This window comes from Lysinibacillus sp. 38-6 (genome assembly GCF_046245175.1).
Taxonomy (GTDB): Bacteria; Bacillota; Bacilli; order Bacillales_A; family Planococcaceae; genus Lysinibacillus.
In genome coordinates, this window is record NZ_CP176417.1 from 535,161 (window position 1) to 548,141 (window position 12,981).

Annotated in this window: 11 protein-coding genes, 1 pseudogene and 2 riboswitches; of the genes and pseudogenes, 11 read left to right on the plus strand and 1 reads right to left on the minus strand. The window is 35.7% G+C overall.

The window, feature by feature from the left end; all coding sequences use genetic code 11:
- The first annotated feature begins 469 nt into the window (after nt 1–469).
- Nucleotides 470–1,405, plus strand: a complete 936-nt coding sequence (locus ACKVEV_RS02815) for a VanW family protein (RefSeq protein WP_409370487.1) — start codon at nt 470–472, stop codon at nt 1,403–1,405.
- 287 nt (nt 1,406–1,692) lie between these two features.
- On the opposite strand, the gene ACKVEV_RS02820 is transcribed toward ACKVEV_RS02815, so the two are convergent.
- On the minus strand, nt 1,693–2,310 hold the full coding sequence (locus ACKVEV_RS02820) for an HAD-IA family hydrolase (RefSeq protein WP_409368879.1): 618 nt from the start codon (nt 2,308–2,310) through the stop codon (nt 1,693–1,695).
- A 280-nt stretch (nt 2,311–2,590) separates the two neighbouring features.
- Here ACKVEV_RS02820 and ACKVEV_RS02825 point away from each other — a divergent pair, with 280 nt between their 5' ends.
- The 10 genes and pseudogenes from ACKVEV_RS02825 (at nt 2,591) to ACKVEV_RS02870 (ending at nt 12,782) form a co-directional block, all read left to right on the plus strand.
- Complete coding sequence (locus ACKVEV_RS02825; RefSeq protein ID WP_409368880.1) at nt 2,591–2,830, plus strand: PLD nuclease N-terminal domain-containing protein; 240 nt, start codon at nt 2,591–2,593, stop codon at nt 2,828–2,830.
- Nucleotides 2,827–3,735, plus strand: coding sequence for an ATP-binding cassette domain-containing protein (locus ACKVEV_RS02830; protein WP_409368883.1), 909 nt, complete (start codon nt 2,827–2,829; stop codon nt 3,733–3,735). Before ACKVEV_RS02825 ends, ACKVEV_RS02830 begins: the two co-directional genes overlap by 4 nt.
- The gene (locus ACKVEV_RS02835) at nt 3,732–4,520 is read left to right on the plus strand and encodes an ABC transporter permease subunit (protein ID WP_409368884.1); all 789 of its coding nucleotides are present in this window, start codon (nt 3,732–3,734) and stop codon (nt 4,518–4,520) included. Before ACKVEV_RS02830 ends, ACKVEV_RS02835 begins: the two co-directional genes overlap by 4 nt.
- Nucleotides 4,521–4,539: 19 nt before the next feature.
- Nucleotides 4,540–5,241 carry an ABC transporter ATP-binding protein gene (locus ACKVEV_RS02840; RefSeq protein ID WP_409368885.1) on the plus strand — a complete coding sequence of 234 codons (702 nt, stop codon included), beginning with the start codon at nt 4,540–4,542 and terminating at the stop codon, nt 5,239–5,241.
- Nucleotides 5,228–6,829 (plus strand): hypothetical protein, encoded by a 1,602-nt coding sequence (locus ACKVEV_RS02845; protein ID WP_409368886.1) that lies wholly within the window; start codon nt 5,228–5,230, stop codon nt 6,827–6,829. The genes ACKVEV_RS02840 and ACKVEV_RS02845 overlap by 14 nt, the downstream gene beginning before the upstream one ends.
- 232 nt (nt 6,830–7,061) lie before the next feature.
- Entirely contained in the window at nt 7,062–8,600 is a 1,539-nt protein-coding gene (locus ACKVEV_RS02850) for an MDR family MFS transporter (RefSeq protein WP_409368887.1), read from the plus strand.
- A 225-nt stretch (nt 8,601–8,825) separates the two neighbouring features.
- A riboswitch (FMN riboswitch) is annotated at nt 8,826–8,951 on the plus strand.
- 121 nt (nt 8,952–9,072) lie between these two features.
- Nucleotides 9,073–9,198: riboswitch (FMN riboswitch) on the plus strand.
- 178 nt (nt 9,199–9,376) lie between these two features.
- Nucleotides 9,377–10,015, plus strand: a complete 639-nt coding sequence (gene ribE / locus ACKVEV_RS02855) for a riboflavin synthase (protein ID WP_409368888.1) — start codon at nt 9,377–9,379, stop codon at nt 10,013–10,015.
- 54 nt (nt 10,016–10,069) lie between these two features.
- Nucleotides 10,070–10,681, plus strand: a pseudogene (gene ribB / locus ACKVEV_RS02860) (3,4-dihydroxy-2-butanone-4-phosphate synthase); the annotation flags it as partial.
- An 18-nt stretch (nt 10,682–10,699) separates the two neighbouring features.
- A complete protein-coding gene (ribE, locus tag ACKVEV_RS02865; RefSeq protein ID WP_409368889.1) occupies nt 10,700–11,167 on the plus strand; it encodes a 6,7-dimethyl-8-ribityllumazine synthase in 468 nt (155 codons plus the stop codon).
- A 172-nt stretch (nt 11,168–11,339) separates the two neighbouring features.
- On the plus strand, nt 11,340–12,782 hold the full coding sequence (locus ACKVEV_RS02870; protein ID WP_409368890.1) for a spore germination protein: 1,443 nt from the start codon (nt 11,340–11,342) through the stop codon (nt 12,780–12,782).
- Nucleotides 12,783–12,981: the final 199 nt, after the last annotated feature.

Here is a 12,981-nt window from a genome sequence, read left to right on the forward strand (position 1 = left end):
AGTTATACTTATCATATTTAGTGTATTATCTTTTTCATTAATAGAAATTTTTCATCAAGTCCAACATGGTTATTTCCTAGAGCAACAACCATTATAATATTCTTATTTGCAACTTTTACTTTATTCATTTTCCTGTTTGGAAAGAACAAAAGATGAGATAATTTGATGTACTTACTATATGCCGAAAACTCAATATTTTAACAGAAAGCACGCCACAAAAGTGATCATCTTAACTTTTGTGGCGTTTTTTTCTTTTAGTTAAATTGTGAATGGAAGAAACCGCTTTTCAAGTGTGTACTGACCTAACTCTTCTTAATTAAATGAACAAATATTCATATCACGACCAATAAAAATGCATAAAAAGAAACACACTATCTTTAAGACTCGCATAAGATGATGCTGGAAGTAAGTTGGAGGTAGGTGTTGAAATTTGAAGAGATGTATTGCTGTCATTTGTTTAGCATGTGCAATGGCTTTAGCAGGTTGTCAGGAGAAAGTAGAGAATGAACAAAGAGAAACGGACGAGGTGAAGCAGCCGGTTACGTTTACGCAGGACAAGGAGATGGAAGCTGGACCTGTTATTGTTGAAATTGTTGATTCACAAACTAACGAAGTTATTCATAGGCTGTCACCACAAGAACTAGGCTATGAAACAGATCCCGAAACGTATAAAAAGAGTATTGAACAATTGGCACAACAATTAGCGAGAGGAACGGAAACAATAGCGGGTTTCGATAAGCGGATGGAGCTCGATAAATTGGATGATAACGGACGGATTATAAAAGGAAGTCCACTGGTCATTTTAAAAGAAAGTGAATTAGTTGAAAAGGTGCTTGCAGTATCTGCAACGGGTGGCAAGGTAGAAATGCCAATTTATATAACTGAAAGTGGCTATTATCTTGAAGATATACCGTATTTGGAAGATGTGGTTGTCGCCTCGTATACAACATACTTCAATGCATCAGATGCTGGAAGAAATAAAAATATTGAGCTGTCCGCACAGGCCATTAACAATGTCATCGTTGGAAGCGGTGATACTTTTTCATTCAATACGGTTGTTGGTCCTAGAGATGAAGCGAATGGCTATCAACCCGCACCTGAAATTATTAATAAAAAACTGGTTATGGGGATTGGCGGGGGAATTTGCCAAACGTCGTCCACATTGTTTAATGCAGTCGATCAATTACCTATAAAATTTGTGGAGCGCCATCATCATTCATTAGATGTAGGCTATGTACCAAAAGGGCGAGATGCAACGGTGTCTTATGGAACTTTAGATTTTCGATTTCAAAACACGAGCGATGTAGCATTTTTAATTAAGGCGACCTATGGACAAGATTTTCTTACAGTGGAAGTGAGGACATCCGAAAAATACCAAGAAATTTTAAAAAAGCTAGCCCAATAGGAAGGCTAGCGATTGTTTGGACTGTGGACACTTAAAAACTGTGTTGAAAATTTTCGTATCTAATAATAGGGCTGTAACGTTATTTAGTATGATGACAGCACATGTAAGAAAAGATATATTCGCGTTAAGATTATGGTTCAACTCTATACGCTTTCCTTTAGGTGAATACTTGCTCCAAAAGCGATATTAACAATAGCGTGATTCCGCACCATCTTTATTTCGGAATCACGCTATTTTATTTTGGTACACATACTATAGCCTTTTCAATTATAAGGGTATTCATTGCATTAAATAATATTTAAAATTTCAGCAGGAGCATATACTTTGTAATCAGGTTTTTCGGATTCAATTACTTCCAACGCATCATAACCCCAACCAACCCAAATAATTGGAATACCTACTTTTTTACATGCAACGATGTCACGTTGCTCATCCCCAACATAGAAAACGTCTGATCGATTAATATTTGCTTCTTTCAAATATTTTTTAATGACTTTATCTTTGCCAAAAATATGGCTGGAGCATAGAACTTCGGAGACACAATCGATATCATGCACTTTTAAAAACTCGATAATGTTATCACTTGCATTAGAGGAGATAATGGCGATTGTATAACCTTTGTCTGCGATGGCCTTTAAGACATCCTTGATATGATCAAATAGATGAACATCTTGTAATGACTGTTGGTATAATCGATAAAATTGGGGGAGTATTATCGGTAGCTTGTGTAGGGGAAAGTTAAATAATTTACTTCGTTCGATCAGTGAGATTTTTTTAAGTGCATCAATATCCTCTAACTTCACTTCTTTAAAGTCGTATTTTCTTGCGATGGTGTTCCATACAGAGGCGAAAACAGCCGTTGAATCTGCCAGTGTACCATCAAAATCAAAAATTATATGTTTCATTTATTTATTCTCCTTTTGGAAGTAGTCGCTTACACCTGCGTTTATGATGACACGAATACGAAAAAAAAGAAATAGCAAATTAATTAAGCGACCATGTTAACACACCATATATGCAGACAAGCACAGAAGTACATCAATAAACACATGCACTTAATTGTACAAGATGGTTATCGGGCATCTCTTTCTTAGCATATTCAAATAACAAGTGCATTTCCAAATAATATGTGTTAATGTTATCATTATTAGTAATGATAATGAAATAAGGAAGGGGAGTTTTTTCGTGAAACTTCATTATGGATTAAATGAATTAAAGGATATCGATTGGTTAGCTGTGTTACAAATTGCATTGCCGTTTATGCTAGTAGGCTTCATTCTTATACTCATTGCTTTAGTTGATTTGTATAGGCATCGAAAGGAACGGACAAATGTCGTTTTGTGGACAATAGTTATTTTGTTTTTTAATACAATAGGTCCCATTTTATATTTCACAATAGGTCGAAAAGGAGCAAAAATATTATGAAGTTAGAAATTAAAAATGTCACAAAACAATTTAACACAAAGACAGCGGTTAACAATTTTTCGATGGTCGTTGAAACCGGTCAATGTGTTGGCCTTATTGGACCAAACGGTGCTGGAAAATCTACCTTAATAAAAATTATTTCAGATATTATTTATGCAGATAAAGGAGAAGTCTTATTAGACGGGAAAAAAATTTCAAGTATGAAAAAAGAAATTGGCTATCTTCCACAATATCCTGATTTCTTCCATTGGATGACTGCAAAAGAAACGCTCTTTTTCATGGGGCAATTATCTGGAATATCAAAAGAAAAGCTAATTAATGAAGTACCAGCTATCTTAACAAAAGTAGGACTAATTAATGAACAAAATGAAAAAGTTCAAACATTTTCAGGCGGGATGAAGCAGCGGCTAGGCATTGCTCAAACGCTTTTACACAAGCCATCTTTTATCGTCATGGATGAACCCGTATCGGCACTAGATCCGATAGGAAGGAGAGAGGTACTAAATTTAATTCAAGAAATAAAACAGGAAACGACGATTTTATTATCTACTCATATTTTAGGAGATGCTGAAGAAATATGTGAGCGATTTGTCATTATGAAACAAGGAACGAAAATTGAAGATACCACAATCGAAAAATTATTAAAAAGGTCTAATGACTCGGTTGTACATTTTGAAATGGCATCACCTTCTCGGCATTGGGTACAACAAATCGAAAAACTTCCATATGTAAAAAATGTAGAGGTTATTGGGAAAAGAGCGAAGGTCACACTCGACAATATTCAGGAAAATAAAGATATGTTAATTCGGAATGTGATGGACAACAATGTAGATATTGTTCGATTCGAAGTTGGTAGCACGGATACGTTAGAAGAAATCTTTTTAAAGATGGTGGTGAGCGTATGACTTCTTTTTATATTTTAACGAAAAAAGAATATGTCCAGATGTTTCGTGAATTTAAGTTGATTTGGTTGCCACTTGTTTTTATGTTTTTAGGCGCAACGCAACCAGTAGTCACATATTATTTACCTTCCATTTTAGCTGCACTCGGTGGAAATCAAGGTATTACGATTGATCCTGCTATGACTCAGCAGGATGGAGCACAAGTAATGGCGGCAACACTTGGTTCACAATTCGATCAATTAGGTATTATGGTTATTGTCATAGCTATGATGGGGATTATTCAGTCTGATAAAGCAAATGGCATGCTGGATTTTATTTTAACAAGACCAGTAACAGTAGGTTCATATATCGGTGGTAAACTTTTTTCAAATTTTTTATTTGTTGCTTTTAGTGTAACATTTGGTTACTTTGTATCATTTGTATATGCACATTTTTTGTTTAGTCATATGCCCTTACTCGATATGATTTTTGCTATAATTTTTTATTTATTATGGGTTCTGTTTATCATCGCTTTTACTACGATGGTCAGTACAATATTTAACGGACAGGGCGTAATAGCGTTAATTAGTATTGTTAGTTTGCTAGTTTTAAAAATATTAAGTGGTTTACATCCAATAATGGATTTATTAAATCCCGCTGGTATGAGCCAACAAGCGATGCTTGTATTAATAACAGGGTCAGTCGATTCTTATCTATATGGTAATATGCTAATAACATTTATATGGATTGCCTTAATGGTAATGGTTTCACATTATTGGATTTCAGGCAAGAAATATCATAAAGATTAATAAACAAGGAGGGGAAAACTTGTTAATAATCACTAATTTAAAAAAAGAATATAGTGGTAAACATATTTTAAATGGCGTAGAGCTGCACATTAAAAAAGGGGAAATATTGGGGTTCGTTGGCTCAAATGGTGCTGGTAAGACAACAACTTTAAATAGTATTACAGGCATTATAGAACATGACGAGGGTACAATTACTATTAATGGTGCAAGTAAAGTAGAGTTACTCCATTATAAGAAGCAGTTTTTCTTTATTCCGGATACGATTAATGTTTTTAAAAATATATCTGGCTATGATTGGATTCGTTTTGTCATGAAATTATATGATAATGACCAAACAGAAAGAATGAAACGATTCATTTCCCAATTTGAGATGGAGGAGGCAATGCCAAAAGCAATGGGTACATACTCTTATGGCATGCTGCATAAATTGATGCTGATTGTTGGCTTTACCATCAATCCACCGATAATGATTATGGACGAACCGTTAAATGGATTAGATCCAAATTCGGTGTTAACATTTAAAAAGCTGGTGAAATCCTACGTGGAAGAAGGCGGTACTGTGTTTTTTTCCACACATTTACTTGATATAGCTGAAAAAATTTGCACAACAGTTGCTATTTTAAAGGATGGTAAAATTATTCTCCATGAAAAAATAGAAAACGTCGTTGGAGAACATACACTTGAATCGCTTTTTATGGAGAAACAAAATGTTGAATACTAAATTTCTTTTAACTAAATTTTTTATTTCTTCATTTTATTCAAAGCCTAAACAACCTATGTTAAATGCGATTTTCATTATAGCTATCTGCTACTTATTTTTACAGTTAACGACGATTAACATCGCAATCAATTATTTAGGAAATACAGAAGAATATATGTTTTACAATTTTCTAATTTCAAATCTCATTGTTTATGGCCTTGCTATTTATTTTGCAATATCATCTGTCTTCCATTACTTTGAGTTTGACATATTGGCCCATATGCCAATTTCTCCAAAAAACATTATTGCATCCAAAATTGGCAGTATGCTTTTGTTTCCTACAGTTGTATCTACTATCACGCAAATACCTACTTTCTTGTTGTTAAGTTTTAAAGCTAAATTTAATGAACTATTTAAGTTCATGCTTTTAATACCTATATGTAATATTCTCTTAGTTTTATTTATCTTATTAATTTTATCGCTTATAAATAGTTTGAGACATTTTTTTGGAAGTAAAACGGCATACTTCATCGTAAATATTACCGCCACATATATTTTGACAGTATGGCTTTGTTTTAGTGCTGTGCAATTTATAAGAAATAATCTAGCTTTCAGTTTAATGACAATAGATTTTACAACGCTCACAACAGTAAAAAATTCGTTGAGTCTTATAATGAATCAAATCTATGAATTAGTGTTGTCCACGCCTATTGTTGGCGAAATAGTCTATACTTTTACTTCAAGTGAAATATCTCTTCTTTTTATGATGGCATTAATGGCGATGATTTTAATGAGTGCCCTAATATTTCTTTTTGTAACAAACATCCTATCAATCAATTACTTAAAAAACGGTTCACGTGAGGTCAGCCAATTAAGTACTAGAAGCATAAAAGTATACGATATCAAAAATGAGTGGGCTAGTTATTTACAAAGAGAATTATGGGTCATTCAAACTGAAGCATATTTTAAAATGCAAATGTTACTTGGAGTAGCATTATGCCCTATTTTTACTATTATTTTTTTAATAGCTATTCAAGCTGGGTGGGTTCCGAATAGTTTTCCTATAATGAAACCAGGCTATTTTGAATTATATTTTGCTTATGCTGTTTTAATAATAAGTTGTATAAATAATGTCAGTGGTACACCGTATTCAAGAGAGGGGAAATATTATCCTCTCATAAATAGTTTGCCATTAAACAAGAAGAAAATTTATTTCTCAAAGGTGCTGGTAGCAGTTATTCCGAGTGGTATAGCTGTTACAACAAGTTTCTTCATCTTTACGCTTTTTGGCTATATGAACAAGACGACTCTTTTGTTGATGGTTACCGTTTTATTACTTGTTTATTGTTATAATCTTCTAACACCCGTTTTTGATATGTTAAATCCTAGTATCGCGTGGGAAAACCCATCAGAGGCAGTAAAATCTAATCCCAATGTATTAGTGAGTTTGCTTTTTGGCTTACCAATATTAGTTATCGTCATCGTTGCACATTTTTTCTTCCTATGGGTAGGGCTTTCTATCGGATGGTCAACTTGCATTATATTCTTTATCACAATTATCATTACGATAGCTTTATATACATGGTTATCTAAATATTATTTCAAGTAAACATTAAAGTTAGTTCAATAACAGTTGTTTCGGACATCGTAAATCGTGCCAGTCACTAAAAGTGACTGGCACTTTGTTATTGGGGGTATATTATCGGACATTGGCGGCTTGACAAAGGTAAAAGCGCCTTTTAGAATGTTAACATTCTGAACGAAAAGCTGATTGAAATATTTATTATTAACAGCATGTTCATTCTGACGAAGGAATAAATAATATGTAAAGGGGTTTCTTGATGGAAGCATCGAAAAGTAATAGTAATACAAAGTTAGTCGTGGCAGGTTTGTTGCTTGCCATTTTTATGTCAGCAATTGACAATACCATTGTTGCAACTGCAATGGGAACAATTGTATCGCAACTTGGCGGAATGGATAAATTTATTTGGGTGACCTCTGCCTACATGGTAACAACGATGGCGGGTATGCCGATATTCGGTAAGCTATCCGATATGTATGGACGAAAGCGCTTTTTTATTTTTGGTTTAGGCGTCTTTATGATTGGTTCGGCGCTATGCGGTGTCGCACATACGATTGAGCAACTCAGTATTTTTAGAGCAATTCAAGGGATTGGTGCAGGAGCGCTCATGCCAATTGCATTTACAATCGTATTTGACATCTTTCCTCCAGAAAGAAGAGGGAAAATGGTCGGTTTACTTGGTGCTGTGTTTGGTATCGCAAGTGTTGTAGGGCCATTGCTAGGTGCCTATATTACAGATCATTTTGGCTGGGAATGGGTGTTTTACATTAACTTGCCGATTGGGATTGTGTCATTGTTTCTCATAATAAAAAATTATAAAGAATCTCCTGTATTGACAAAGCAGAAGATCGATTGGTGGGGAGCCGTTACACTTGTATTGGCGGTTATTAGCCTGATGTTTGCATTAGAGTTGGGCGGTAAACAGTACGAGTGGAGTTCAGCACCCATTATTGCATTGTTCATCAGTTTTGCGGTATTTTTTATTGTGTTCTTTTTTGTAGAGCTGAAAGCGCAAGAACCAATTCTTCCTTTCTTCTTATTTAAGCGTCGTTTATTTGCTTCTTCGCAAATGTTGGCGTTTTTATATGGCGGTACTTTTATTATTTTGACAGTCTATATCCCAATTTATGTGCAAGCTGTCTATGGGGGTTCAGCAACAAATGCAGGACTCATTTTGATGCCAATGATGTTGGGATCTGTGGCAGGTAGTGCATTTGGTGGTATTTTTTTAACGAAAATAAGCTATCGAAATTTAATGGTGATTTCAGTTATCTCTTATTTTGCCGGTATGTTTTTACTAAGTACACTAACCCCTGATACAGCTAGAATACTGCTTACGCTTTATATGATTCTTGTAGGTTTTGGCATGGGCTTCTCGTTCTCTTTACTACCGACAGCGTCGCAGCATAACTTAGATGCGCGTTATCGTGGTACAGCGAATTCAACTAATTCGTTTCTTCGTACGCTCGGTATGACGATGGGGGTAACGATTTTTGGAACGATCCAAAACAATGTCTTTACGAGTAAACTAGCAGAAGGCTTTAAAAATATGGGGCAAAGCGCTAATTCTACTATGTTTGAAAGTGGCGATATGAGAGAAATTTTTGAACCGAGTGTGCGCGAGAAAATGCCAGCTAATATTCTAGATATTATTGTGAATGCGATGTCTAGCTCAGTTACACATGTTTTCTTTCTTGCACTTATTCCAATTGTCATTGCAGCCATTTTCGTATTAATGATGGGCAATTCGCGCGTCGTTGTGCCAACAAATAAAGACGAAATAGATGTGAAAAAATAAAAATAAACTATTCTTTAGTTTTTGCTGTTTGCTCCTTTGTTTGAAGGTTACTAGTTACCTTTTCATTCAAGGAGCATTTGCTTTTTATAACATTATTTCTTAGCAGGCTCTCTCTTTTACCAACATTTTTAGTATTTAACGTGTGAATCATGCTTACGAGATACTTGAAAATTTATGGTGGATAATCTTTTAAAATAATGTTATTGTATGAGGTAACTAAATAAACATATCCTTCAGGGTAGGGTGAAATTCCCAATCGGCGGTGATGAAGTGATTCAAAGTCCGTGAGCGCAAGCTGATTTGGTGCAAATCCAAAACCGACAGTTACAGTCTGGATGGGAGAAGGGTACAGGTATAAGCTTTTTAAATTCGTATGACTTTAAAAGGTCTATTTGGCTACGCTTATATGTAAATTCGACTTCCCATCATCTACGTTGGGGAGTTTTTTATTTAGCTACAAATTGAATACGTATCTGTTCTTCGGGGTAGGGTGAAATTCCCAATCGGCGGTGATGAAGCAATTCAAAGTCCGTGAGCGCAAGCTGATTTGGTGCAAATCCAAAACCGACAGTGATAGTCTGGATGGGAGAAGAACGATGAGATGCCAGCCTATGGAAAAAAATGTATCCATAAGGTTTATTTCGTGACGTCTTATAAATATAAACTCCCAAAACCCCTTTTGTAAGGGGTTTTTTGTTTATTCCGTAACAAAGGTGAAGGGAGGAAATGAAATAATTATTTAAAATTTTCATATAGCACGAGAAAGAAGGGTGAAAATGTTTACAGGTATTATTGAGGATATCGGCACCGTAAAAACCTTGCAAAGCGATAGACAAAGTATGAATATTACCGTTGTTTCGCCAAAAATGGTAGCAGATGTGAAGCTAGGGGATAGTATAGCCGTCAATGGCGTTTGTTTAACTGTCACCCAATTTAATGAACAGGACTTGACAATGGACGTAATGCCTGAAACGGTGAAAGCGACGAATTTACGGCAACTGACAGTCGGAGATGCAGTCAATTTAGAGCGCGCTATGCCTGCAAATGGACGATTTGGTGGTCATTTTGTAGCGGGGCATGTAGATGGCGTAGGGAAAATCTTACGCAAACGGCCGATGGCAAATGCAGTCTACATTGATATCGAGCTATCAGAGGAATTAACAAGTTTTTGTATTCCGAAAGGCTCTATTACCATTGATGGAACAAGTTTAACGCTCTTTCATGTGGATAAAAATAGTGTCACTGTTTCGCTTATTCCACACACGTACAAGGAAACGGTGCTAGGAACAAAAAACATCGGGGCACTGGTCAATATTGAGACCGATTTAGTTGGAAAATACATTATTCATCAGTTACAACGGGGTCAGCAATCGTCGACTATTACAAAAGATTACTTACTGAAGCATGGGTTTTAACTTGCTATAGAAAGTAGCATATAGATTTGAAGCAAATAGAAGGAGGTGGCCATTTTGCTACATTCAATTGAGGAAGCAATGGCAGATTTAAAGCAAGGCAAAATCATTGTAGTAGTGGATGATGAAAATCGTGAAAATGAAGGTGATTTACTTGCCCTTGCGGAGTTTATGACAGCTGAAACAATCAATTTTATGGCGACTTATGGCAGAGGGCTTATTTGTACGCCGATTACGCAGCAACTTGCACAGCAATTGGCGTTACAGCCCATGGTTGCTCATAATACGGACAATCATCAAACCGCGTTTACGGTAAGTATTGATTACAAAGATACGACTACCGGCATTAGCGCATTTGAGCGTGCATTAACAATTCAGAAAATGCTAGATTCTCAAGTGCAAGCAACGGATTTTCGTCGTCCTGGACATGTTTTTCCGCTAATTGCTAAGGATAATGGCGTATTAGAACGTAGAGGGCATACAGAAGCTGCCGTTGATTTAGCGAAGCTTTGTGATAGTAAACAAGTGGGCATTATCTGCGAAATCATGGGCGATAACGGGGAAATGTTACGCTTTCATGACTTAGTGCACTATGCCGAAAAACATCAATTAAAAATGATCTCGATTGAAGCATTAGCATCATATCGTCGTCAACAAACGCAAACAGTGTAAAGGGAGAGATTCAAGATGGGAAAAACATTTGAAGCACAATTAATTGGCAATGATTTGAAAATAGCGGTGGTAGTTGGCCGTTTTAATGAATTTATTACAAGTAAATTACTTAGTGGAGCACTAGATGGTCTAAAACGTCATGGTGTAGAGGAAGACATGATCGATATTGCATGGGTACCAGGTGCATTTGAAGTGCCATTTATCGCAAAACAACTAGCTGAAACAAAAAAATACGATGCCATTATTGGACTTGGTACAGTGATTCGAGGCTCTACAACACATTACGATTATGTTTGTAATGAATCTGCTAAAGGCATTGCAAGTGTATCGCTTACGACAAATGTCCCTGTTATTTTTGGCATTGTAACAACTGAAAATATTGAGCAGGCAATTGAACGTGCTGGAACGAAATCAGGCAACAAAGGCTATGATGCAGCAATGTCTGCTATTGAAATGGCGAATTTACAAAAAATGATTGGCTAATAACTTGCTACTTGTAATGCAATTTGGACGTTCAAACAAGATGACAAACGATGATGACAAGATACGTTAATTGCATAAATTTTTGGGCATTGGGAAATATATGTTTATATGTATTGTAGTAAAAATACATTGTTTGAATCTGGTTCAGTAGGAGATGAGGAATATTCAATCAATGAAACAGGAAATTGAATTGACAACGTTGAAAGAACTCTTTCAACGCTCTGCTGACGTCATCTTTCAATCGTATTGCTTTCAACAACATAACGTACATTTTATTACTTGTGAATCGATGTTTGATCAGTTTTTATTGAATAAGGTTATTATTGATCGAGTGCAAATGTTATTCGAAGATGCTTCAGCAATACCGCTAGAAGAGCAAATAGTAAATAAACTATACATTCCCGATCTGCAAAAAATAATCAATTTGGATGATGCCATTACTCGTGTCTTTACGGGTTACGCCTTACTTTACTTTGAAGAGGAGAAACTGTTATTTTCAAGTAAAATTGCTAAAAAGCCAAATCGTAAGCCTGAAGAAACAAAAGAAGAACAAGTCATTAAAGGACCTCGAGATAATTTTATAGAAGATGTCTTTGTCAATATTGCGTTAATTCGCAAACGATTACCAACGAATTCATTATGTGTGAAAACGATGGAAATCGGCAAGCGTTCTAAAACGACCGTTGCTTTGCTTTATATGGATGATATTACCGACAAAACGATGCTCGCTGAAATTACTAAGCAATTACGTAAAATTGATACAGATATTGTTATTAGTGGTGATTTATTAATGGAGAGTATCGAGAAAACGGCTAAAATTGTCCCTCACCATGATTATACAGGTCGCCCTGACTACGCATTACAATCGTTAAGTAGAGGACGAATTCTCCTATTAATCGACGGTGTGTCCTATGCTATGATTACACCACCCAATATATTTTTGCTTTTTAAATCGGGTGAGGATAATGAGTATCCTTCTTTTGTTGGTTCTTTGGAGCGACTGTTACGTATCGTTGGTATATTAATCAGTATGCTTGCACCAGGCTTTTGGCTTGCCTTATCCACCTATCATCAAGAGCAAATGCCCATACTGCTTTTAGCAACCGTTGTACAATCGAGAACAGGCTTGCCTTTTCCTACTTTATTGGAAATCTTACTGATGTTATTCATGTTTGAATTGTTTCGAGAAGCAAGTCTTCGTTTACCATCTCTTTTAAGTGGAACCATGAGTGTTGTGGGGGGATTAATCATCGGCGATGCGGCAATCAAGGCAGGTATCACTAGCCCTTCCATGATTATAGTGATTGCGATTTCGAGTATCGCTGCCTATACGCTTGTGAATCAATCGTTTGTAACGGCTATGAGTATTTTCCGTTTATTTGTTATTTTATTGTCCGCTTTTTTTGGCTTGTTCGGTTTCTTCTTGTCCATGTTTTTTATTCTAATTTTTGTTGCAAATATTCGCGTTTTAGGTGTACCGTATTTAAATATAAGCGCCAATTTAAACTGGCTTGATATTCAAAAATCTTTAATACGTTTAGCGCCAAAAGGCTATGGTAAACGTCCAAAATTTTTACACCCTCAAGATAAGACGCGCTCATCTAATGAAAATTAGGTAAAGGCATTCTGCTGTGAGCTCAATTAGTGCTGTCCTGTCCTGCAGTAGTGTTCACTAATTTGCATGTTTTATAATGAAAAGAAGTTATTTGCCTACTGTGCTTGTAAAAACCTGTAGATTGGACAAAATACTTATTGGAGAGTATAGAGCAACGTTTGTTTTTATACTTGCCAAGACCAATCACAAGGGGTGGATA

What these genes read in the sequence shown, in the direction of transcription:
- ACKVEV_RS02815 (WP_409370487.1), top strand. Translation starts at nt 470, where the DNA reads ATGGCTTTAGCAGGTTGTCAGGAGAAAGTAGAGAATGAACAAAGAGAA.
- ACKVEV_RS02820 (WP_409368879.1), bottom strand. Translation starts at nt 2,310, where the DNA reads ATGAAACATATAATTTTTGATTTTGATGGTACACTGGCAGATTCAACG.
- ACKVEV_RS02830 (WP_409368883.1), top strand. Translation starts at nt 2,827, where the DNA reads ATGAAGTTAGAAATTAAAAATGTCACAAAACAATTTAACACAAAGACA.
- ACKVEV_RS02835 (WP_409368884.1), top strand. Translation starts at nt 3,732, where the DNA reads ATGACTTCTTTTTATATTTTAACGAAAAAAGAATATGTCCAGATGTTT.
- ACKVEV_RS02845 (WP_409368886.1), top strand. Translation starts at nt 5,228, where the DNA reads ATGTTGAATACTAAATTTCTTTTAACTAAATTTTTTATTTCTTCATTT.
- ACKVEV_RS02850 (WP_409368887.1), top strand. Translation starts at nt 7,062, where the DNA reads ATGGAAGCATCGAAAAGTAATAGTAATACAAAGTTAGTCGTGGCAGGT.
- ribE (WP_409368888.1), top strand. Translation starts at nt 9,377, where the DNA reads ATGTTTACAGGTATTATTGAGGATATCGGCACCGTAAAAACCTTGCAA.
- ribE (WP_409368889.1), top strand. Translation starts at nt 10,700, where the DNA reads ATGGGAAAAACATTTGAAGCACAATTAATTGGCAATGATTTGAAAATA.
- ACKVEV_RS02870 (WP_409368890.1), top strand. Translation starts at nt 11,340, where the DNA reads ATGAAACAGGAAATTGAATTGACAACGTTGAAAGAACTCTTTCAACGC.